20 protein-coding genes and 4 tRNA genes are annotated in these 21,567 nt (G+C 44.0%); 20 read left to right on the top strand and 4 right to left on the bottom strand.

Features of this window, described 5'->3' with window-relative positions:
- Positions 1-70: 70 nt before the first annotated feature.
- Positions 71-1,048 (bottom strand): TDT family transporter, encoded by a 978-nt coding sequence (locus tag MHN32_RS13320; protein WP_239421982.1) that lies wholly within the window; start codon positions 1,046-1,048, stop codon positions 71-73.
- A 103-nt stretch (positions 1,049-1,151) separates the two neighbouring features.
- Here MHN32_RS13320 and MHN32_RS13315 point away from each other — a divergent pair, with 103 nt between their 5' ends.
- The 5 genes from MHN32_RS13315 (at position 1,152) to MHN32_RS13295 (ending at position 7,208) form a co-directional block, all read left to right on the top strand.
- Positions 1,152-2,021 (top strand): LysR family transcriptional regulator, encoded by an 870-nt coding sequence (locus MHN32_RS13315; RefSeq protein WP_239421981.1) that lies wholly within the window; start codon positions 1,152-1,154, stop codon positions 2,019-2,021.
- 118 nt (positions 2,022-2,139) lie between these two features.
- Positions 2,140-3,003 (top strand): DUF417 family protein, encoded by an 864-nt coding sequence (locus MHN32_RS13310; RefSeq protein WP_102057041.1) that lies wholly within the window; start codon positions 2,140-2,142, stop codon positions 3,001-3,003.
- A gap of 302 nt (positions 3,004-3,305) precedes the next feature.
- Positions 3,306-5,411: a 5-histidylcysteine sulfoxide synthase gene (ovoA, locus tag MHN32_RS13305; RefSeq protein ID WP_239421980.1), complete on the top strand. Its 2,106-nt coding sequence runs from the start codon at positions 3,306-3,308 to the stop codon at positions 5,409-5,411.
- 52 nt (positions 5,412-5,463) lie between these two features.
- Complete coding sequence (locus MHN32_RS13300) at positions 5,464-6,570, top strand: aminotransferase class I/II-fold pyridoxal phosphate-dependent enzyme (protein ID WP_239421979.1); 1,107 nt, start codon at positions 5,464-5,466, stop codon at positions 6,568-6,570.
- A gap of 74 nt (positions 6,571-6,644) precedes the next feature.
- Positions 6,645-7,208, top strand: coding sequence for a YSC84-related protein (locus tag MHN32_RS13295; RefSeq protein ID WP_010605134.1), 564 nt, complete (start codon positions 6,645-6,647; stop codon positions 7,206-7,208).
- A gap of 55 nt (positions 7,209-7,263) precedes the next feature.
- Here MHN32_RS13295 and MHN32_RS13290 read toward each other — a convergent pair whose 3' ends face one another.
- Positions 7,264-8,469, bottom strand: a complete 1,206-nt coding sequence (locus MHN32_RS13290; RefSeq protein WP_239421978.1) for a Bcr/CflA family multidrug efflux MFS transporter — start codon at positions 8,467-8,469, stop codon at positions 7,264-7,266.
- 231 nt (positions 8,470-8,700) lie between these two features.
- On the opposite strand from MHN32_RS13290, the gene MHN32_RS13285 reads away from it, so the two are divergent.
- Complete coding sequence (locus MHN32_RS13285; RefSeq protein ID WP_010377574.1) at positions 8,701-9,498, top strand: M48 family metallopeptidase; 798 nt, start codon at positions 8,701-8,703, stop codon at positions 9,496-9,498.
- A 27-nt stretch (positions 9,499-9,525) separates the two neighbouring features.
- On the opposite strand, the gene MHN32_RS13280 is transcribed toward MHN32_RS13285, so the two are convergent.
- Complete coding sequence (locus MHN32_RS13280; protein ID WP_010605132.1) at positions 9,526-10,032, bottom strand: YgjP-like metallopeptidase domain-containing protein; 507 nt, start codon at positions 10,030-10,032, stop codon at positions 9,526-9,528.
- Positions 10,032-10,880: a DUF72 domain-containing protein gene (locus MHN32_RS13275; RefSeq protein ID WP_158299115.1), complete on the bottom strand. Its 849-nt coding sequence runs from the start codon at positions 10,878-10,880 to the stop codon at positions 10,032-10,034. Before MHN32_RS13275 ends, MHN32_RS13280 begins: the two co-directional genes overlap by 1 nt.
- A 194-nt stretch (positions 10,881-11,074) precedes the next feature.
- Here MHN32_RS13275 and aspS point away from each other — a divergent pair, with 194 nt between their 5' ends.
- From aspS to MHN32_RS13205, 14 genes are all read left to right on the top strand, one after another.
- Entirely contained in the window at positions 11,075-12,859 is a 1,785-nt protein-coding gene (gene aspS / locus MHN32_RS13270; protein ID WP_239421977.1) for an aspartate--tRNA ligase, read from the top strand.
- Between the two features lie 123 nt (positions 12,860-12,982).
- A complete protein-coding gene (ruvC, locus tag MHN32_RS13265) occupies positions 12,983-13,504 on the top strand; it encodes a crossover junction endodeoxyribonuclease RuvC (protein ID WP_010605128.1) in 522 nt (173 codons plus the stop codon).
- Between the two features lie 2 nt (positions 13,505-13,506).
- A complete protein-coding gene (ruvA, locus tag MHN32_RS13260; protein WP_239421975.1) occupies positions 13,507-14,124 on the top strand; it encodes a Holliday junction branch migration protein RuvA in 618 nt (205 codons plus the stop codon).
- 2 nt (positions 14,125-14,126) lie between these two features.
- A complete protein-coding gene (gene ruvB / locus MHN32_RS13255; protein ID WP_010605126.1) occupies positions 14,127-15,131 on the top strand; it encodes a Holliday junction branch migration DNA helicase RuvB in 1,005 nt (334 codons plus the stop codon).
- Between the two features lie 993 nt (positions 15,132-16,124).
- Positions 16,125-16,829, top strand: coding sequence for a protein TolQ (gene tolQ, locus MHN32_RS13250; protein WP_010605125.1), 705 nt, complete (start codon positions 16,125-16,127; stop codon positions 16,827-16,829).
- Positions 16,816-17,244, top strand: a complete 429-nt coding sequence (gene tolR / locus MHN32_RS13245) for a protein TolR (RefSeq protein WP_010377593.1) — start codon at positions 16,816-16,818, stop codon at positions 17,242-17,244. Before tolQ ends, tolR begins: the two co-directional genes overlap by 14 nt.
- Positions 17,244-18,185, top strand: coding sequence for a cell envelope integrity protein TolA (tolA, locus tag MHN32_RS13240; protein WP_010605124.1), 942 nt, complete (start codon positions 17,244-17,246; stop codon positions 18,183-18,185). The genes tolR and tolA overlap by 1 nt, the downstream gene beginning before the upstream one ends.
- 9 nt (positions 18,186-18,194) lie before the next feature.
- Positions 18,195-19,553 (top strand): Tol-Pal system beta propeller repeat protein TolB, encoded by a 1,359-nt coding sequence (tolB, locus tag MHN32_RS13235; RefSeq protein WP_010605123.1) that lies wholly within the window; start codon positions 18,195-18,197, stop codon positions 19,551-19,553.
- 40 nt (positions 19,554-19,593) lie between these two features.
- On the top strand, positions 19,594-20,130 hold the full coding sequence (pal, locus tag MHN32_RS13230) for a peptidoglycan-associated lipoprotein Pal (protein WP_010605122.1): 537 nt from the start codon (positions 19,594-19,596) through the stop codon (positions 20,128-20,130).
- A 12-nt stretch (positions 20,131-20,142) separates the two neighbouring features.
- A complete protein-coding gene (gene ybgF / locus MHN32_RS13225) occupies positions 20,143-20,895 on the top strand; it encodes a tol-pal system protein YbgF (protein WP_130163846.1) in 753 nt (250 codons plus the stop codon).
- Between the two features lie 149 nt (positions 20,896-21,044).
- A tRNA-Lys gene (locus MHN32_RS13220) sits at positions 21,045-21,120 on the top strand.
- 29 nt (positions 21,121-21,149) lie between these two features.
- Positions 21,150-21,225, top strand: a tRNA-Lys gene (locus MHN32_RS13215).
- 29 nt (positions 21,226-21,254) lie between these two features.
- A tRNA-Lys gene (locus MHN32_RS13210) sits at positions 21,255-21,330 on the top strand.
- 30 nt (positions 21,331-21,360) lie between these two features.
- Positions 21,361-21,436: transfer RNA gene (locus MHN32_RS13205), tRNA-Lys, on the top strand.
- Positions 21,437-21,567 lie beyond the last annotated feature (131 nt).

Below are 21,567 nucleotides of genomic sequence, written 5' to 3'. Positions count from 1 at the left end.
ATGCTAAGTATTCTAGATTAGTTAGCATGCTAAGTAAATGGTGTGTGTTTAGGTTATTGCAATATTAGCTTTAACTCTCTGAATTGGCAGTGCTTATTTTTAGTAAGAATCGCGCATAGTGAATACAAACGTGGCTAATTACTGCGATCGCAACGACAAGTTCAAGCCAAACTAGGTATTGCAACACACTTAACCAGCCTGGGCTTAAGTGTTCGCTGCTTAGCCAAGTGACGACTTTACTAATGGCGGTGACGCCGATGACTAATGGAAAGGTATATGCCGCAAAGGCAGGACTAAATGGCAGCCGCAGCAGCTGAATAAAAGCAAGGTATATCGCTAGGGTCATAATAATAGCGACGCTCAGTAGGGCAAACACCACGCCAGCCGCTGGCATTGGATGGACACTTAAATATCCTGCTAAACATAGACTCGCAGGCGCTGCCATGACTGCAATTGTGGGCTGGGTTTGCTGTGGTATGGCACTGCCTCTACATAAACGGTAAATCATGAACGGTAGCAGCAGTAAGTAAAATATCACTCCCAAGTACCAAAGCCCCATCGCCAATGGTTGCAACGCTGACATGCCGTTAAAGGTGACATCGGCAACGACAAACCCCACTGGGGGAATAAACCAACTTGGCACAAGCTGGTTAAGCTCAAAATTGCGGCTGCGAAAATACACAAAGCTGGCTAGCAAACCCAGATGAACTGCAATAGCAAGTAGCCAAACCACAGTTGCAATAAGGTGAGAATAGGCCGCGATGCTATGAGAAATAACCATGATTGTCATGGCGCTGGTTGGTAATACACTCCCAACCACTGGATGCGCGAGATCTGCTCTTAATTGAGCAGGTTGATAAATAAACTTAAGCACTAACAGCAATAAAATAAAGCCAGCCAGCAGTGCACTTAAAGGTTTTAACACAAAAAATGCGGGAAACAGGTTACTGATACACCAGCCTAAACTAGCCAGCCCAAGAGCAAGACCAGACATCGGGGTGGGGATATTGGCGGTGAGTTTTTTACTGTAAGAATGAAGAGTAGCCATGCGTAATTTCACAATAATTGTTCGATGAGGGAATAATACGCTTGCGCTTTAATTAAGAATATCTGAATATATTTAAATTAGTGTTCAGTAAATCTTAACGTCAATGGTAACCCTTAAGCAACTCAATGTATTTACGGTAATCGTGCAAGAGCGTTCGATCACGGCTGCAGCGGATAAGCTATGTTTAACTAAGGCTGCTGTTAGCATGGCTCTGGCGGAGTTAGAGCGTCACCTCGAACAACCATTATTCGATCGTGTAAATAATCGATTAATGATAAATCCAGCCGGAGAGTTATTACTACCGCATGCGCATCAAGTGCTAGATAGATGTCGCTTCTTAGAGTCCCTATTTAAAGAAAGCGAGAGGCTATATGGCGAAATTAAAATTGGTGCCAGCGATACCTTAGGCAATCATTTGCTGCCTCCCATGCTAGCGGCTTTTCAGCAGCAAACAGGGCATACGCAGCAGCAGTTGTTTATCACCAATACGGCGAAAGTGTGCGCTATGCTTCGTGACTACGAATTAGACATTGGTTTTGTTGAAGGCCGAGTGATAGGCGAAGGTTTAGACATCATGCCTTGGTTTGAAGATGAAATGTGTATCGTGAGTGCAATGGACTTTGCGGTAACTGACTTTCAAACGCTGATACAAAGTCAATCTCGTTGGTTGTTGCGGGAACAAGGCTCCGGCAGTCGAGAATTTTTCTTAGCAAATATTGCAGCGCAGCTTACGTCGTGGCGAATCGCGTTTGAGTTAAATTCCACCGAGGCGATTATAAATGGTGTGGCGGCAGGGCTCGGTTTAGCGTGTATCTCAAAATACTCCGCTGAACATGCCATAGCACAGCAACGAATTAAGGCGCTTTCAGGTTTAAAAGCCGCACCGAGGCAGTTTTGGTTGGTGACGCGTAAAGATAAATTTCAAAGCCCAATATTAACGCGACTCATTGACTTTGCGACGCACTGGCATTGAACTGGGTTGTGGACCTAACTACTTAGTATACCTTGCAATGGGTATAAACTTCACAAACGCTGAATGAACTTTCTAAAACCTCGGGTCTTATAGACAATAGCATATTAAGAGGTTAGATATGTCGTTTAGAACTATCGATTATTCTATTTCAGGCGTGTTAGCAGTGAGCTTATTACTGCTTGGCATTTCATTTTTGTTTGGCGCTGGGCCAAGTACCATTTCTGGTACCTTTAGCTTTTACGGGTTAACAGAGTGGGTGCCTGTTGCCACACTTGGCATTGTATTTGGCTTTGCGTTAATGGTTGCCGCGGGTCTAGTCATTTTACAGCAATGTAAGATTATTCCTGCGGCGTGGCCGCTTGCCTTAATCGCCATCATTAGTTTATTTACTTTGTTGACGTTGTTTGCCGAAAACCGCTGGATAGCAGCTCATGGCGGCTTTCCCGTTATTGGTTCTGGGCAAGGGATCATCAAGTATTTTGCGTTAGTACCCATCGCACTATTTCTATACTGTCGTCATCATACCAACACGCGAACGCTAGTGTGGGCGAACTATTTCCCGGTGGCATTGGTTTTAGTCTGGATCGGTGGAATGAAATTTCTCGAACTTGAGGCAAAGGCAATCGTGCCGCTAGTAGAAACTTCACCGTTTATGTCTTGGATGTATGACTTGTTTTCCGTGCAAGAAGCTTCAAACGTGATAGGCGCCTATGACATTTTGATGGCAGGCTTGCTTGGCATTGGCATTTGGTTCAAACAGCGAGTCTTGATTAGTGTTGCAAGCCTTGGGTGTCTAGCGGTATTTGTTATGACGCAAAGCTTTCTGTTTACCGCAGCCGGTGCGTTTAGCGACATGAGCTTGCTGGGTGGCTTGGGACAATTTGTGATTAAAGACTTGTGGTTTATCGCCAATATCATGGTGATGGTATTTTTGACATTGGAGTCCAGCTCAGCTGAGTCTTTAGAGCCCGTGGTCGCGTAAATTTCATTGTGATGCAGCCCGGCTGCCAAAAGAGCGTGACCTAAGTTGCGCTCTTTTTATTTTTATCACATATGCCAGATGTACCAAGTGAAGTTTTTTCCGAAAATAGTCTTGTCGGCAGTGAAAATTAAATGTGAATAAGTTAAGGTCATAAAAAGTTGATATCAGTGGTCTAAGCTAGATTATCAAACGTATACAGCAAGATGCCATTGGCATTAAGTGGCAAAGTGAGCAAAGTTTAAAAGCTGCATGCATTGAAATGGTGTATGTATCGAAGTAGCAAGTTTAAAGAAGATAATTGTATGGAAAGACCAAATACATTAAAGCCAATCTGGCTTTCAGGTGGCGACGTGGAGAAAAAGCGCGCTGAGATCAAAGCATACTTCAACAATAGCTGGCAGCAGTACGAATCATTATTTAGCAATATCAACAATGACGACGCCTATTTTGTGAAGGCAGAGCGGTTACGGCATCCGCTCATTTTCTATTTCGGTCATACCGCTTGTTTTTACGTTAATAAGTTGATGTTAGGGAAATATATCACTCAACGCGTTAATCCACACATTGAATCTACCTGTGCAGTTGGCGTAGACGAAATGTCTTGGGATGACCTTGATAGCAATAATTACGATTGGCCAACAGTGCCAGAAGTGCGTGCTTATCGCCAACAAGTGAATGCACTTATTAACGGGTTAATCGATGAGATGGATATTACCCTACCAATCACTCAAGATAGCCTTGCGTGGGTTGTCCTAATGGGGATTGAACACGAACGTATCCACCTAGAAACCTCTTCTGTAATAATGCGGATGCTGCCGCTGGCTGACTTGACTTTACAACCCGGTTGGGAAGCGTGTGATGAGTACGGTGATGCACCTGACAACAACCTAATCTCAGTAAGCGGTTATGATGTTCGCCTCGGTAAACCTGAATCAAATCAAACCTACGGTTGGGATAACGAATATGGTGTACAAGACGTCAAAGTGGCACCATTCAAGGCCAGTAAATATGTGGTTTCAAACCAAGAGTTTTTAACCTTTGTCGAAGCTGGTGGCTACAATCAGCCTGAGTTTTGGACGGCTGAAGGTCAAGCTTGGTTGGCTTCAACTAAATCAACCATGCCGCGCTTTTGGATAAAGAAAGACACAGGCTTTTGGCAACGAAATTTAGCCGAGGAAATTCCATTACCACTCAATTGGCCAGTTGAGGTTAATTACCTTGAAGCGAAGGCTTTTTGTAACTGGAAGTCTGAGCAAAGTGAGCACTTTGTACGCTTACCAACAGAAGCAGAGTGGCAAGTACTGCGCGATAAGCTCGATGTTGACTTGCCGACATGGAGCGAAGCGCCGGGAAACATCAACCTTGAGGTATGTGCTTCAAGCTGTCCGGTTAACCGTTTTGAAACTGAAGGTTTATTCGACATCATCGGCAATGTTTGGCAATGGACGGAAAGTCCGATCGACGCATACAGCGGCTTTAAAGTGCATCCATTATACGATGATTTCTCGACTCCCATTTTTGACGGTAAACATAATCTGATAAAAGGTGGTTCTTGGATTTCTACAGGTAACGAAGCCGTGCGAGACTCTCGTTATGCCTTTAGACGCCACTTCTTCCAACATGCAGGATTCAGATACATCGAAAGTGAGAGCCCACAAGTGCCAGTGCAAAAGGTCAACTTGTGCGAAATGGATGCGGACGTTGCCAATGCGCTACATAGCCACTACGGCAAGCCTGTTATGCATTTTGGCAATCCATTGCAAAGTGTTGTTTCACAGCTAATGGTGCATTATCAAGGTAATACAGATAAAGCGCTGGATTTGGGTTGCTCGGTCGGTCGTGCAAGTTTTGAATTAGCGAAACACTTTACTCAAGTAGATGGCATTGATTTTACTGCGCGCAATATTCAACACGCGTTGGCCTTAAAAGAAGGCACGCCGGTACGCTTTGCTACCGAGATTGAAGGTGAAATTGTGGACTTCCACGAAGTGTCTACTTCGCAATTAGGTTTTAATGAACTCAGTGAGCGTATCCATTTCTGCCAAGGGGATGGGCATAACCTTAAACCACAATTCGCCGAGTATGACTTAATCTTGTGTCATCGTGTTGTGGAATACTTATATTCACCAAAAACCTTTTTAAACCAAATTAAATCGCGCTTGAATGCAGGCGGGATCCTTGCGATAAGCTCAGCCTATCAGTGGGACAAAGCGCTAACCCAAGCACAAAACTGGTTGGGCGGTTATAAGGTCAGTGGTGAGAACGTCACGGGCCGTGATGGTTTAGAAATTTTACTGGGACGAGATTTTGAACTGTTGGCTGAAGATGAAGTAATGTCCGCCATAAGCAAAAACGCACGTAAAGTTGAACTAGAGCGATGCCAACTTACGCTATGGCGTCTTAAATAGTCGTTGATACACATGCCAGCCAAAGTGCTGGCATGACTTTTTAGGTTAGAGAATGGAATTAGTATTACCCGATCACATTAAGTTTAGTCAAAGCTTGGCTACTCCCATCGACATCAACTTGAGTGATTCCTGCGCTCAAGGTGTGACGCTTGGTGAACTTATTGAGCTTGGTGGCGGTAAAATGCCAGACATTGAACTGGGTTACAATCCGATTGCGGGCAGTGAAGGGCTAAAAGCGGCGATTAAAGCTTATCATCTGCCGACGACGGCATGTGTGGATCTTAATCAAATCGTGTCATTTAGCGGTGCTCAAGAAGCTATTTTCACTACGATGGCGCAATTACTAGACCCACAAGATGAGGTGGTGGTCTGTACGCCAAGTTACCCATCGCTTGCAACACTTCCCAAACAGTTTGGCGCTATCGTCAACACGGTGGCATTGCGAGAAGAGGACAACTGGCAGGTTGATATAGAAAGACTCAAAAACGCAGTGACGACAAAAACCAAACTCATTATCGTTAATGCTCCTCATAATCCAACGGGCGCAGGCTTGACTGACAATGAAGTTGGACAAATACAACAACTGGCAGAGCAGTGTGGTGCTTACATATTAAGTGATGAAGTATCAGCACAGAGCCATGGCGATGACCGCGCCGCAGGTGGGCGTTTTTCGGCTTATCCGCGGTCGATTACGTTAGGCGTATTATCCAAAAGTATGGGCTTGCCTGGCATCCGAGTAGGGTGGGCAATTTGCGGTTCGAAAGCACTAGCAGATGCGCTGTTGGCCGGTAAAAGCTACTTAAGCATTTGTGGCAGTAAAGTGGATGATTTATTGGCGACGACCGCATTACTGCATAGTGAAACTATCTTAGCGTATAATGTGAAAATCATTGCAAACAACGTCCAATTGATGCGTGAATTTGTCAGTTTATACTCGCAAAAAGTAACTTGGGTAGAGCCGCATGGCGGTGTGTTGTCATTACTGAAGATTAATTCAGTAAGGGATTCTGAAAAGTGGTCACGTCAATTTGCAGAGACCTCGAACACGCTATTGTTACCCGCAAAGTTATTTCTATTGGAGAGCGAGTGCCACTTCCGTTTAGGAACGGGTAAGCGTAACTTTGCCGCTGGTTTGGCAAGACTCGAAACATACCTCTAAATTAATCCAGTATTCAAACTAAGCGTCTATGATAGGTAATGTTATTTTCAATTAATGCAGGAAAGGAAAAACCTATGGTAAACGTTAAACATTTAATGGCTGGCTTTTTGGCCGTCATGCTTAGTGCATGTGCTTCAATGGGCGATGGTGACAAGGTTGAAAAGCAACGTGCCATCCTAGATATGAAAAACGATGTACTTACTCAGCTCTACAGCAAAAAGCCAGATACGCGTTCGCAAATTGCGGCAGCGCCGGGCTATGCTGTTTTTTCTAATGCCAATATTAATCTGCTATTTGTTGCAGCTGGAACAGGTTACGGTGTCGTACACGATAATACGGTAGGAAGTAACACCTATATGAATATGGCTGAAGGTGGTGTAGGCCTTGGTCTAGGTGTAAAAGATTATCGTATTGTGATGGTATTCCATACTCCTGAAGCAATGAATAAGTTTGTTACTTCAGGCTGGACGTTTGGCGGAAATGCAGATGCTGCAGCGAAAGCCGCTAAAAAAGGTGCGTCGGTAGAAGGCGAAGCCTATTATGGTGATGTTACTGTGTACACCTTTACTGAAAGTGGTTTGGCACTGCAAGCAACAGTAAAAGGCACTAAGTTCTGGAAAGATAAAGAGCTAAATTAACCTGATATAATAACGATTTTAGAGAAAAGCCCCGCAAGTCGGGGCTTTTTGTGATTTACTCTTTGATTTCTGTGGCGTTGAGACTTTTCTCAAAACGCCTATTTAACAATTGGCAGACGATAGTCAACACAATGGCAGCGAACATAAAGCTTGAGAACGGCAAAGGTGACTCAGGAACCGCGAGTGCAAGTAAGGGGCCGACCAAAGCGCCGCTACCAAATCGTAGCGTGCCTATCACCGCGGTAGCGGTACCGGTTTGATGCTCAAAGCCCAGTAATATCAGCGCATCAGCGTTGCTGGCAATGATCCCCAAACTCATCATCAAAGGTGCAATGGCAGAAGCTAGCACCCAAACCGAGACTGATTGGCTGCTGAGTATGACCAGTAGTGTCGCGAAGACGATACCAATAGTAAGACCGATATTGAGCATTTTCCTAGAACCAAGCCTTGGCACTAAACGCGTGTTGGCAAAGTTACCGAGCATCAATGCAATCACATTCATGGCGAATAACACTCCAAAAAGCTGCTCCGACACACCATAATATTCAAGATAGATAAACGAAACTGAGGTTAAAAAGCAAAAGAATGCGAATGATGCCAGCATCGAAGAAAGAATATCGTAGCGGGCCTTCTTTTGTGTTAATACAATACGGTAGTTTTTTAAGAAAAACGATAAGCTAAGCGGTACATCGGCTTTGGTTGGAATTGCAATACAGAAAAACTGTAATGCGATGATAACCAGTACCGCATAAACCGCTAAGAACCAAAAAATGGCGTGCCAATCAAAGTACAACAAGATCAACGCACCAAGAGAGGGAGCAATAAGTGGCGCGATCATCATGATCATCGAAACATAAGACATCCCTTTGGCTGTGTGTTCTTTGTAATAATAGCGGATCACACCTGGTACAACGACAGTCGCTGCGGCACCACAAAATGCTTGAACAACACGTAAGAAGCAAAACATATCGATGTCATTAGTTAGCGCAAGCCCAATTGACGATGCGGTAAAGCCGACCAAGCCCCAAATAGCTAACGTCTGTCTTGAGAATCTATCTGCAAGGGGGCCAAACACCATCATGCCGACAGCATAACCTGCTAAATAGCTACTAAGAGAAACCTGTACTTGCTCAAGCGGGCTATTCAAGCTGTCTGCAATCGCAAGCATCGCGGGGAGATACAAGTCGATAGCCAAAGGCGTTATCGCGACAATACTAGCCAGTAATGGCAAGAGTATTGATGGGAGTGTTGATGACTTCATATGTTGGTATTGTTACCTTGTTAATGTTAAGCAGAATAAATACACTAATCAGAGACGCTTTATATGGAAATGGAACTCGGTGCACTAGAGTGGAGCAACGAAAAGACGGCGTTCTGATCAGCAGAAGTTCATGAAAAATTTTTTATATTGTACTAAGTTAGTCTCGTTAAGTGACGAAATTGCGGTAAACTTAGAGAAACTTAAGTTATAAAATAAGAAAAGGAACAAGTTATGAAAAAACTGGTTCTCGCGATAGCTGTGGCAGCAACGCTTGCTGGCTGCAAAACATCGCCTACCGGACGCACTCAGTTAGCACTCTATTCCGAGCAGCAAATGGACCAAATGGGTGTTGCAAGCTTTGAACAAATGAAGCAAGAGCAAAAAGTTGATACTGATGCTAAAACCAATCGCTACGTTAAGTGTATTGCAAATGCCTTAATAGCACAACTCCCAGCAAACTACGCAAACCAGCAATGGGAAGTTGTGGTATTTGAAGATGACTCTGCTAATGCATTTGCACTACCCGGCGGCAAAATCGGGGTTCATACGGGGATTCTCAAAGTTGCAGAAAACCAAGATCAACTTGCTGCGGTGATGGGCCATGAAGTAGGACATGTTATTGCTGAACACGCTAATGAGCGCGTATCGCAAAACAGTGTGTTGCAGTTTGGCCTGCAGGCAGGGGCGGCGGTGCTTGAAATGAATAATATCGAATATCGCAATGCCATTATGCAGGGATTAGGTCTTGGCGCGCAGTATGGTGTCGCGCTGCCATTTAGCCGCTCTCATGAAAGCGAAGCGGACGTTATCGGCTTAGATCTAATGGCCAAGGCTGGCTTTAACCCTGAAGGCTCGGTTGCGCTTTGGCAAAATATGGCGAAAATGAGCGAACAGCGTCCACCAGAATTTATGTCGACGCACCCTGCGCCTGAAAATCGAATTAAGCAATTACAAGCAAACATGACAACTGCCCAAGCAACCGCTAACAAAGCGCGTACGGGTGGTTTTGCACCAAGCTGTAAACGCTAATTTCTCAAAACACCAATTACCCTTAAGTTAAGTGTAATTGGTGTTGCCTTCTGTTTCACACATCAGCATAAATAGCCGTAGCTCTAGCTCAAGTTGATGATAGTGGGGTTCCATATGCTGACAAAGCTTGTAAAACGCCTTGTTATGGTCTTTCTCTTTAAAGTGCGCTAGCTCGTGTACAACCAATGCTCGTAGCACTGCCTCGGGTGCGTGTTTTAACTGTGCTGCGATGTGTATTTGGTGCGACGTTTTTTGTTTTTGCCCGTGTCGTGTGGTTTTGAACGTATGGGTTCCTAACGCATTCAATACCATATTGTTGCGCTTTTCAAACTTGGCCTGCGATACCCGTGGGGTATTTTTTAAGTACTGCTGTCTTAATCCTTCCACATATTCGTAAAGTAGCTTATCGCTTTTGATTTGATGCGCTTCAGGATAGCGGCTTTTGAAAAAAGCACTGAGTCGCTTGCTCTCTATTAATTGAGTGACTTGAGTCTGGACTTGCTCTGAGTAGTTTAAAAAATAGGGATGGGACATTAAAACAGCGCCTCTTGCTTTGCTTCTTTTTCAGCGGGGAATGGATTGCTTACTTGATGATGTATCTCTAAATCTGCAATAAATTGTCTCGCTAAAAATGGCGCATCAAAATTGTCTGCGGTATGGAAAAACACATAAGGTGATTTACCTTCGCTGAGCCATTGATTGAGTTTAGTTAACCAAGGCTGATAAAAGTCTCTATTAGACTCAAGCTGAGAGCAACCAACAAATCGCAGAATAGGGCTGTCTCCAGTGGCAATTGCATGCACAGGTAATCGCGGCTTCTTTTGCTGTGCATCTACTATCGCAGGAGTACTGGCAGGCTCGCTGAAGAGTGCGCGAGTATCCATCACGATGCGGTTGTAGTTATTTTCGATTAAATATTGGTTGTATCTGCGCTCAGCATCGCCTTTGCGGTAAAAGTCCCAATGCCGTACTTCAACACCAACAGTTAGCGCTTTGGGCAACCAAGATAAAAATTGTCGCATTTTATTTATATGTTCAGGCGCAAACTGTGCAGGTAATTGCAGCATTAACACGCCTAATTTAGGAAACAGCGGCGCCATGTTTTTACACCAAGCCAATAATTCATCTTGGCAGTGGCTAAGTGCCATTTCATGACTAAAACGCTTAGGAATTTTAAACGTAAAGCGAAAGTCATCGGGCACTTGTTCTAGCCATTTTAATACGGTCTGCGGATTTGGATCGGCATAAAAAGTCGTATTGCCTTCAACGCTATTAAAAATTTGGCCATACTCTTTGAGCATATTTGTGGCACTACAATGGCTGGAAAATACTCGACCTTTCCAGTGTGCGCTACTCCATTGTGGGCAACCCAGATACAACATAGTGATCAAAACAACGATTAAATGTGTGAATAGTGTATCAGATCCTTAGATTGAGGATGACAATGCAGCGTATTTTTATATAATTGGCGGTTATTGAAAATGAGTCTTAGCGACTGGCTTACCAATACTGTGAATTCATATTGTGTGGTGAGAAGTGATTAGTCGTAAGAGCAAACTGGACTGACAGGAATTTTATGCGCTCTATATACTGCGGAAAACTAAATAAGAGCCATGTAGATCAGGAAGTTGAACTATGTGGTTGGATCAATAAACGTCGTGACCTTGGCGGCCTAATCTTTGTCGATTTAAGAGATAGAGAAGGGCTTGTGCAAGTGGTATTCGATCCTGAAGTGGAAGGCTTAATGGATAAAGCGAATACGTTGCGCCAAGAGTTCTGTGTTCAGATCAAAGGTGTTGTCCGTGCGCGTCCTGAAAGCCAAGTTAACAAAGACATGGCAACGGGTGAAGTTGAGATCTTAGGTACTGGCTTAACCATTATCAACCGTTCAGAACCATTACCGCTTGACTTCAATCAGCAAAACTCTGAAGAGCGTCGTCTTAAGTACCGTTATTTAGACCTACGTCGTCTAGAAATGAGCGATCGCATTAAAATGCGTGCTAAAGCGAGTAGCTTCGTGCGTCGTTTCTTGGATGAAAATGCATTCTTAGACATTGAAACGCCAGTACTAACGAAAGCGACACCTGAAGGTGCACGCGACTATCTAGTACCAAGTCGTGTTCACAAAGGCAGTTTCTATGCGCTACCGCAGTCGCCGCAGCTATTTAAGCAGCTACTAATGATGTCTGGTTTTGACCGCTACTATCAAATCGTAAAGTGTTTCCGTGATGAAGACTTACGTGCCGATCGCCAGCCAGAGTTCACTCAGATAGATATCGAAACGTCATTTATGAGCTCAGACCAAGTTCGTGGCGTGACAGAAAAAATGATCCGTGAAATGTGGCAGTCTTTCCTAGATGTGGATTTGGGTGAGTTCCCTGTGATGCCATACAGCGAAGCGATGAGCAAATATGGTTCGGATAAACCAGACCTACGTAACCCGCTTGAGCTTATCGACGTTGCAGACATCGTAAAAGACGTTGAATTTAAAGTACTAAGTGGCCCTGCGAATGACGAAAAAGGTCGTGTTGCAGTACTATCAGTACCTGGTGGCGCACAACTTTCACGTAAGCAAATCGATGAATACACTAAGTTTGTAGGTATTTACGGTGCGAAAGGCCTTGCCTGGATGAAAGTGAACGACCGTGATGCGGGTATCGAGGGCGTACAGTCACCAATCGCTAAGTTCTTGAATGAAGAAGTGATCAATGCACTGCTTGAGCGCACAGGCGCAAACACAGGTGACATTATTCTATTCGGCGCAGACAAGCGTAATACTGTAAACGAAGCGATGGGCGCGCTACGTCTGAAGATTGGTCTTGATTTAGAAATCACTGATCTAACTAAGTGGGCACCACTTTGGGTTGTTGACTTCCCGATGTTCGAAGAAGACGACGAAGGTAACCTACACGCGGTACACCACCCGTTTACCGCGCCTAAAGGCGTAAGTGCTGCAGAACTTGAAGAAAATCCAGCCGGTACACTTTCAGATGCATACGATATGGTACTTAACGGCTACGAAGTCGGTGGCGGATCGGTTCGTATTCACAACAACGAAATGCAACAGGCGGCGTTCAGGATCCTAGGTATTGAAGAGTCTGAGCAGCAAGAGAAGTTTGGTTTCTTACTCGATGCTCTGAAGTATGGCACGCCTCCGCACGCAGGTTTGGCATTCGGTCTTGACCGTTTGGTGATGCTACTGTGTGGCACTGACAACATCCGTGACGTTATTGCGTTCCCGAAAACGACGCAAGCGTCGTGCTTGATGACTGATGCGCCAAGCCCTGCAAACCCAGATGCGCTAAAAGAGCTTGCTATCTCAATAGAAAAGCAGTTAACAGAGCAAGGTGAAGGCGAGTAAGTTCGTCAACCTGATGTAAAAGAGGCGACTTAGGTCGCCTTTTTTGATCAGATGAACTAGCTTATAACTGGTAATCTATACAGTATTTTGGCATTATAACCAAAAAACCAAGAGACGATGCGTTTGGCTGTCATTTTAGGAATTGATCCGGGGTCAAGATTTACAGGCTATGGTGTGATTGCTCACCAAGGTGCAAAGTTCCAATATTTGGGGAGCGGTTGCATTAAAGTTGGTGAACATGACTTTCCCACTCGATTAAAAATGATCTATCAAGGGATCACACAGCTCATAGAGCAGTTTTCGCCGAGCGACTTTGCGATTGAGCAAGTGTTCGTTGCGCATAATCCAAGCTCAGCCTTAAAACTTGGTCAAGCGCGAGGTGCGGCCATTGTTGCAGCGACCATGCAGTCAGTGGTTGTGAGTGAATATTCGGCAAGGCAAGTTAAACAAGCCGTTGCGGGTACCGGTGGTGCAGACAAAGCCCAAGTACAGGAAATGGTAAAGCGCATATTAAAATTGCCAGGCACACCCCAAGCTGATGCAGCAGATGCGTTGGCGGTGGCGATTTGTCACGCGCACTCAAGGCAAAACTTAATAAAAATGGCAGGCGCAGCGCGTAAAACCGTAAGAGGAAGGTTGAGATAACGATGATAGGAAAATTAAGCGGAACACTGTTAGAAAAGCAGCCACCAGAGATATTAATTGATGTTGCAGGTATAGGTTATGAGGTACAAATGCCAATGACCTGTTTTTATGAATTACCGAGCGTGGGCGAGCCGGTTTCAGTATTTACTCACTTTGTAGTGCGTGAAGATGCGCAGTTACTGTTTGGTTTTAATACCAAGATAGCACGTGCATTGTTTCGCACGTTAATTAAAGCAAACGGAGTCGGTCCAAAGCTCGGACTTGCAATTTTGTCGGGCATGTCTGCAGAGCAATTTGTTAGCTGCGTGAATCATGGCGATGCAACGACTTTGGTTAAGATCCCAGGAGTTGGGAAGAAGACCGCTGAGCGCTTAGTGCTTGAAATGAAAGATAAGCTAAAAGACTTTGGCAATGACTTACTCACACCGTTTAGCGATGCCGCTGTACTTGTGCCGCAAGAGCATCCGACGGTAAGTGATACCCCAGCAGATGAAGCGATTGCAGCCTTAATGGCATTAGGGTATAAACAAGTTCAAGCACAAAAAGCGGTAAAAGCCGTAAACAGAGAAGGCATGACGACCGAGAGTATCATTAAAGACGCTCTTAAATCGATGATGTAACTATGATTGAAGCAGATAGATTAATTGAACCTGAGATCCAAGGTAATGAAGATTTAGTTGATAGGGCGATTAGACCTAAATTACTAAATGATTATACCGGTCAGCCGCATGTCAAAAAGCAAATGGAAATTTTTATAGCGGCGGCACGTTCAAGACAGGAAGCCTTAGATCACTTGCTGATATTTGGTCCACCGGGTTTAGGTAAAACCACGCTTGCGAACATTGTCGCAAACGAGCTTGAGGTTAATATAAAAACCACCTCGGGACCTGTGCTTGAAAAAGCGGGAGACTTGGCCGCATTGCTCACTAACCTTGAAGAAGGGGATGTGTTATTTATTGATGAGATCCATCGTTTAAGCCCTCAGGTGGAAGAAATTCTCTATCCCGCTATGGAAGACTACCAATTGGACATCATGATTGGTGAAGGCCCTGCAGCACGCTCGATTAAACTGGATTTACCGCCTTTTACTTTGGTTGGCGCAACGACACGTGCCGGCTCATTAACCTCACCATTAAGAGATCGTTTTGGTATTGTGCAGCGCTTGGAGTTTTACTCGGTTGCGGATTTGTCTTCGATTGTAACGCGCTCAGCGCATCATTTAAATCTAGAGATCAGCGAGTCGGGTGCAACTGAAGTGGCGCGTCGAGCGCGCGGTACACCACGAATAGCAAATCGTTTACTACGCAGGGTAAGAGACTTTGCTGAAGTGAAGGGCGATGGCTCTATCACTGAAGAGATTGCACACTTGGCGCTGGATATGGTCGATGTTGATAAATGTGGCTTCGATTATATGGATCGCAAATATCTGCTGGCAATCATAGAAAAGTTTACCGGTGGCCCGGTTGGTCTTGATAACCTTGCTGCGGCGATTGGAGAAGAAAAAGAAACCATCGAAGATGTGATAGAACCATTTTTGATCCAACAAGGCTTTATTCAACGCACGCCAAGAGGACGTATTGTCTCTGATAAAGCCTATATGCATTTTGAGCTAAGCAAGCCAGAATAATCCAAACTGGGTAACGAACACCTTTGTTCTTCATAGCCGAGTATTCACTCGGCTATCTCATTTCTACATTAGAGTTTTGCAAATCACGTTTGCATAAATCCATAATTTTGTATCAGCTCAATTCAAGCAAGATTCATTACCGCTGAAGTAATTTACCTGTGTGTTATACGTTGCTTAAACTATTTGTAGATTGCCTCGTCCTTTAAACCAAGTGCTAAATAAAAACCGCAAAATAATCGAGTGTTAAAGAAAACGAGGAGAGTAATAAGGGGCGTGCACCAAATTTCAGGCAAAAAAAAGCCCGCAAATAATGCGGGCAAAACAACAAGTTGAAGGAAGTAATCCAGGGAACAAGATGAGTTACTTTGGGTTTTATCCACAAAATGCATCATCTAAGCAATACGAAAAATCAGAATCCTATTGCAAGTAACTGTGCTTTGCTGAAACTTCAGCTGCTCGCTCAGTACAGGGTGTATATTAAAGAGGTTTTGGTTTTTCATCAAACTAGAAAAATTCTTTTTTCAGATAAAAAAAACTAATATCAGAATTTTTATTGAGGCTAAAAAGTGAGCTTAAATGTGGCGATGTATTTGTATAAGTTCATGTAAAATATGGGGTTGTATGTTAAATGCGCAAAATGTAAATATTAGATAATCTGTTGTTAATTGGTAAGACCAATCTGTTTTTTGAGGTTTTATTCTCTATTTGTGCATAAAACTCCTATTTTATGCAGTTTTGGGTCATATTTAGAGACTGTGATGGAGATTGCCGAATTTGCTTAAGTTTGGGTAAAGCAAAGGGAGTTACACTGTTTTGCTCTATTTATCGTCAAATACAATGAATTCGCAGTATTGAGATTGTAAGGTATTTGTAGTGTGGTTAAACTAGCTGAACCTTTTGGTAGTAAATCTAGTCTATCTCTAGATATTGCTCAGTAGAGCGCAAGAATATAAATGGCTACCATTGCCGAAACACTTTTGGGAGTATAATAACGTGGAATCGGGACTAAATTTTGTCGATCTAATTTTAAAAGCCAGTTTTTTGGTACAACTTGTAATGTTGACCCTGGTGGGATTGTCTATTGCTTCTTGGGCAATTATTTTTCAACGTAAAACTGTCATTTCTCAAGCCCAAAGCCAATCAAAGAATTTCGAGCAAAAATTTTGGTCCGGTATGGATCTTAGCAAACTCTATAATGAAATAGCTGCAAGGGCTGGTAGCGCAACAGGGTTAGAAGCGTTATTTGTATCCGGCTTTAAAGAATTTGCAAAGCATAAAAAAGGCAATATCCAATCTCCTTCGATTGTTGTTGAAGGTACTCACCGTTCAATGCGTGTCGCGCTTTCTCGTGAAATTGAAAAGTTAGAATCGAGCCTCTCTTTCTTAGCGACAGTTGGCTCTATCAGCCCTTATATCGGTCTATTTGGTACTGTTTGGGGGATCATGAATGCTTTCATCGCGCTTGGCGAAGTGAAACAAGCGACACTGCAAATGGTTGCACCAGGTATTGCTGAGGCGTTGATTGCAACAGCCATGGGTCTGTTTGCGGCAATTCCAGCGGTTATGGCGTATAACCGATTTGCCAAAAATGTAGAAAAGCTAGAAACTCAGTACATTAACTTTATGGAAGAGTTCGCTAACATTCTTTATCGTCAGGCTGCAACACAAGTAGAGGCAAAACAAAATGTATCAGCGTAAGAGACGTCGTCCCGTCGCGGAGATCAACGTCGTTCCTTATATTGATGTTATGTTGGTGCTGTTAATCATTTTTATGGCAACGGCTCCACTTATCCAACACGGCGTAAAAGTAGACTTACCTCAGATGGAAGAGTCTGAATTGGTTGAAACCAAAGACTCGCCACCGATTATTGCCACCATTGATGCTGAAGGTCGCTATTTTGTTACTGTCGGTACCGATCCTGAAGCACCGATGGATGCCGTAGAAGTAGCTGCGGTGATTAAACTAAAGTTAGAACAAAATCCAGATACTCCTGTGATGATCAAAGGTTCAGGCAGAGTGTCATATCAAGAAGTACTCTATTTAATGGACTTCTTGAAAAAAGCGGGTGTTCCTTCTGTTGGCTTAATGACTAAATCATTTGAGGATGAGTAATGAGTTCATTATCTAGCAGCGTAGTTAAGTCAGTATTGCTTCATGGCGCGATTGGCGGTCTGCTATTTGCTACGGCAAATTTTCAAGTTGAAACACCTACTGTGATGGAAGTCACCTTAAATCCACAGCAGAAAGATCAAAAGCCTGAAAGGGCGGTTTCTGCAGTGTCGGTTGATCAGCAAGCGGTTGAGAAAAAGATTGCTGATTTAAAAAAGCGTGAAGAAGAAAAGCAAGCTGCTGAAGATCGCCGTATTCGCGATCTTGAACAGCGAGCACAGCAAGCTAGGAAAGACCGTGAAGCCGAAGCTCGGCGCATAAAAAAGCTGGAGCAAGAGCGTCAAGCTAAGTTGGAAGAGACTCGCCAAGCTGAGGCGCAAGCTAAACGCGCTCGCGAAATTGAGAAAAAGCAACGTGAGCAGGCTGATAAAGCGAGAGCTGAAAAAGCCGCTGCGGAAGAAGCTGCTAAAAAGGCTGCTGCCCAACGCCAAGCTGAGGAAGATCGCTTAAGAAAGGCCGAAGAGGCGAGGAAACGTCGCGAAGCTGAGGAAAAACGAAAAGCGGAAGAAGCGGAGCGTCAACGTCAAAAGGCACTTGAAGAACAAATGCTGCGTGACCAGCTTGCCAAAGAGCAGGCAGCAAGAGCTAAGATCCGTCAACAGCAAGTATTGAGCGAAGTGGATAAGTTTAAAGCGCTTATTATGCAACGCATTCAAGCAAACTTGCTTATTGATGAAACAATGAAAGGTAAACAATGCCGAGTAAACATTCGTCTTGCCTTTAATGGCCTTGTGACGCATGTAGAGTCATTGGGTGGCGATAAGCTTGTATGTGAAGCCGCTATCCGTGCTGTGAAAATGGCAGATACTTTACCTGTTTCTAAAGATAAAGACGTGTTTGAACAGCTTAAGAATATCAATTTAACAATTAAACCAAATTTTTAAAGGACGAACATGCTAAAGAAGTTCACAACCTTATTGCTGGTTTTTACTCTGGGTGTTTCACAGTTTGCGCAAGCCGCACTTGAAATTGTGATAACAGAAGGGGTAGACAGTGCTAGACCCATTGCAATTGTACCATTTAAATATAATGGCACTGGTGAAATGCCGTCGAGTTTAAGTGACGTTATTTCTGCAGACTTGATGCGCAGCGGTAAATTTAAGCCTGTTGCCGAGGCTGACATGCCTCAATTACCAACAACTGACTCGGAAATCGACTACGCTGCATGGGTCGATGCAGGGGTTGAAGCGGTAGTTGTAGGCACCGTGACCCAGCAATCTGCTGGACGTTACTTGGTAAAGTATGAACTGATTGACGTGATCAGAGCACAGCTGACCGGTGGTGAAACTCGCATAATGTCGAATGGTCGCTTAATGCAAAGCGACGATCATGTGCTTGAAGGACGCCAAAGTATTGTTAGCAGTACAGGCTTTAGAAATTACGCGCACCAAATTAGCGACGTAGTATATGAAGCTTTAACAGGTGAGCGAGGCGCATTTAGAACTAAGATTGCCTACATTATCGTGCGTGACGGACAGGATAAGCCATACCAATTAGTTGTTGCCGATTATGATGGTTACAACGAGCAGGTGTTATTGCGCTCAAAAGAGCCGTTAATGTCGCCTGCTTGGTCGCCAGATGCAAACAAACTTGCGTACGTGACTTTTGAAAATCGCCAATCCCAAATTTACATTCAAGATATCTATACAGGAAAGCGTGAACTGATCACTAGCCACCCAGGTATTAATGGTGCGCCACAGTTTTCTCCTGATGGAACTAAATTACTTGCGGTACTCTCTAAGGACTCAGGTGGTGCGACAGAAGTTTATCTAATTGACCTTAAAACTCGTCAAGAAACACGCTTAACTCGACACCGTAGTATAGATACTGAGCCTTCTTGGCACCCAAACGGTCAAGAAATTGTGTATACATCTGAAAGGGGTGGTAATGCTCAGATTTATAAGTTAAATTTAAAAACTGGTAGGTCTAAGCGAGTGACGTTCGACGGCGACATGAACTTAGCAGGTTCGATCACACCAGATGGAAAGCGTCTGATTATGGTTAACCGCACGCTTGGCCGTTACCACATTGCGAAAAAAGAATTAGATTCCGGGTTGTTTCAAGTTCTCACTCGTACGAGATTAGATGAGTCTCCGAGTATTGCACCAAATGGCTCGATGATAATATACAGCACCTTGCACAATAATAAGCAGGTATTGGCATTGGTGTCTATGGATGGTCGTTTTAAGGCAAGGTTACCTGTCTTGGATGGCCAAGTTAAGGCACCAGCCTGGTCGCCGTTTTTACAGTAATTTTGCTGGTTAGATTTATAAAGATATAGGAATATACTCGATGCAACTTAACAAAACTCTAAAAGCCTTAATGGTCGCGTTGCCAGTGATGACACTTGCAGCATGTAGCTCATCTTCAAGTGTTGACGAGGGCGCGGCGAGCGAAAGCAATCAAGCGGCAACCAATCAAGATAATAACACTGTTGACGTAAACACTATTTCTCGTGAGAAATCTGCAGAAGAAAAACTACGAGAGAAATACGAAGCACTACGTCAAGAACAGATCGTATACTTCGATTTCGATAAATCTACTATTCAGAGTAAGTACGCCGAATTACTTCAAGCGCACGCTGATTTCCTAGTGAAAAACCCAAGTGTGAAAGTACTAGTAGAAGGTCACGCAGACGAGCGTGGTACGCCTGAGTACAACATCGCGCTAGGTGAAAGCCGTGGTAAGGCAGTAGCTAAGTACCTTCAAAGCCTTGGTGTTTCTGACAGCCAAATTTCTGTAGTGAGCTACGGTGAAGAGAAACCTTTGGTGAAGTCACGTACAGAAGAAGCATTCGCTAAGAACCGCCGCGCGGTATTGGTGTACTAAGAAAGAGTTATTATGAAGCCGAATACTATTTTGGCAGCATTCTTACTCATGAGCGGGAGCGCCCAAGTTTGGGCTGCTCCCGCTCCTGTTTCAGAAGCTGCAAATTCAAATCAAACACTGGAAGAACGTGTCTCTCAACTTGAGAGTATGATGAGAACTCGCAATTTGCTACAGGCTGAGTTACAGCAACAACTTAATCTGCTGCAAGAAGAAGTAAGCCAAGTACGCGGTGTGACGGAAGAGCAAAGCTATAAGCTTGAAAAAGTGCTACAACGTCAACGTGAGCTGTATCAAGAGATTGAAAATCGCGTTAGCCAAGCTTACGACCAGTCAAAAACAACTGCTGCGGTAACGCCAGATGTTACGCCCGAACAAGCATTTAGCAGTAATCTATCAGAGAATGAAGCGTACGACCGTACTGTAAACATGATAATGAAGGATAAACGCTACGATGCGGCGATCCCTGAGTTTCAAAGTTTCTTGCAGCAGTATCCAAACTCAGTATATGTGCCGAACGCGCATTACTGGTTAGGTCAGCTATTCTTAATAAAATCTGACGATGGTAAAGCTAAGTCTCATTTCGCAACCGTTGTTGATAATTTCCCTGAATCGAATAAACGTCCAGAAGCGATGTTAAAGCTGGGTACTATTTTACATAAACAGGGACAAGCAGCAGAAGCGAAGACACTCCTTAATAAATTGATTAAAGAGTATCCAAGTACGACGCCTGCAAAATTGGCAACAGAGCGTTTAGCGAAGATGTAGTTATCACTTTTTGAGCTGAGTGCCTTAAAATTAGGCGCTTAGTCATAAAAAGTGAAAAAAACTAGCTATTTCAGTTGCACTCAAAATTTAAATAAGTATTATAAGCGCCCGCAGCAGGCGATTGGTAACAAAAAACTGCTGCGTTAAGTGGGTCATTAGCTCAGTTGGTAGAGCAGTGGACTTTTAATCCATTGGTCGATGGTTCGAGTCCATCATGACCCACCACTTATAAGCTTTAGAATTCATGTTTGAGCGGGTCATTAGCTCAGTTGGTAGAGCAGTGGACTTTTAATCCATTGGTCGATGGTTCGAGTCCATCATGACCCACCACTTATAAGCTTGCGAATTCGATTTTGATCGGGTCATTAGCTCAGTTGGTAGAGCAGTGGACTTTTAATCCATTGGTCGATGGTTCAAGTCCATCATGACCCACCACTTAATAAGCTTGCGAATTCGATTTTGAGCGGGTCATTAGCTCAGTTGGTAGAGCAGTGGACTTTTAATCCATTGGTCGATGGTTCGAGTCCATCATGACCCACCACTTAATAAGCTTGCGAATTCGATTCTGAGCGGGTCATTAGCTCAGTTGGGTGAAAAAAGACCGAAGCATCGCTTCGCAGCTTTTTGAACGCGAGTCAGGACGACGAGCCGGAACACCTCTTCAGGATGAAT

The organism is Pseudoalteromonas sp. Of11M-6 (genome assembly GCF_022347905.1).
Taxonomy (GTDB): domain Bacteria; phylum Pseudomonadota; class Gammaproteobacteria; order Enterobacterales; family Alteromonadaceae; genus Pseudoalteromonas.
This window is presented reverse-complemented; position numbering and strand designations above follow the sequence as displayed.

Excerpts from the sequence above, each read along its gene's own strand:
- MHN32_RS13320 (WP_239421982.1), bottom strand. The coding sequence starts at position 1,048 with ATGGCTACTCTTCATTCTTACAGTAAAAAACTCACCGCCAATATCCCC.
- MHN32_RS13315 (WP_239421981.1), top strand. The coding sequence starts at position 1,152 with ATGGTAACCCTTAAGCAACTCAATGTATTTACGGTAATCGTGCAAGAG.
- MHN32_RS13310 (WP_102057041.1), top strand. The coding sequence starts at position 2,140 with ATGTCGTTTAGAACTATCGATTATTCTATTTCAGGCGTGTTAGCAGTG.
- ovoA (WP_239421980.1), top strand. The coding sequence starts at position 3,306 with ATGGAAAGACCAAATACATTAAAGCCAATCTGGCTTTCAGGTGGCGAC.
- MHN32_RS13300 (WP_239421979.1), top strand. The coding sequence starts at position 5,464 with ATGGAATTAGTATTACCCGATCACATTAAGTTTAGTCAAAGCTTGGCT.
- MHN32_RS13295 (WP_010605134.1), top strand. The coding sequence starts at position 6,645 with ATGGTAAACGTTAAACATTTAATGGCTGGCTTTTTGGCCGTCATGCTT.
- MHN32_RS13290 (WP_239421978.1), bottom strand. The coding sequence starts at position 8,469 with ATGAAGTCATCAACACTCCCATCAATACTCTTGCCATTACTGGCTAGT.
- MHN32_RS13285 (WP_010377574.1), top strand. The coding sequence starts at position 8,701 with ATGAAAAAACTGGTTCTCGCGATAGCTGTGGCAGCAACGCTTGCTGGC.
- MHN32_RS13280 (WP_010605132.1), bottom strand. The coding sequence starts at position 10,032 with ATGTCCCATCCCTATTTTTTAAACTACTCAGAGCAAGTCCAGACTCAA.
- MHN32_RS13275 (WP_158299115.1), bottom strand. The coding sequence starts at position 10,880 with ATGTTGTATCTGGGTTGCCCACAATGGAGTAGCGCACACTGGAAAGGT.
- aspS (WP_239421977.1), top strand. The coding sequence starts at position 11,075 with ATGCGCTCTATATACTGCGGAAAACTAAATAAGAGCCATGTAGATCAG.
- ruvA (WP_239421975.1), top strand. The coding sequence starts at position 13,507 with ATGATAGGAAAATTAAGCGGAACACTGTTAGAAAAGCAGCCACCAGAG.
- ruvB (WP_010605126.1), top strand. The coding sequence starts at position 14,127 with ATGATTGAAGCAGATAGATTAATTGAACCTGAGATCCAAGGTAATGAA.
- tolR (WP_010377593.1), top strand. The coding sequence starts at position 16,816 with ATGTATCAGCGTAAGAGACGTCGTCCCGTCGCGGAGATCAACGTCGTT.
- tolA (WP_010605124.1), top strand. The coding sequence starts at position 17,244 with ATGAGTTCATTATCTAGCAGCGTAGTTAAGTCAGTATTGCTTCATGGC.
- tolB (WP_010605123.1), top strand. The coding sequence starts at position 18,195 with ATGCTAAAGAAGTTCACAACCTTATTGCTGGTTTTTACTCTGGGTGTT.
- pal (WP_010605122.1), top strand. The coding sequence starts at position 19,594 with ATGCAACTTAACAAAACTCTAAAAGCCTTAATGGTCGCGTTGCCAGTG.
- ybgF (WP_130163846.1), top strand. The coding sequence starts at position 20,143 with ATGAAGCCGAATACTATTTTGGCAGCATTCTTACTCATGAGCGGGAGC.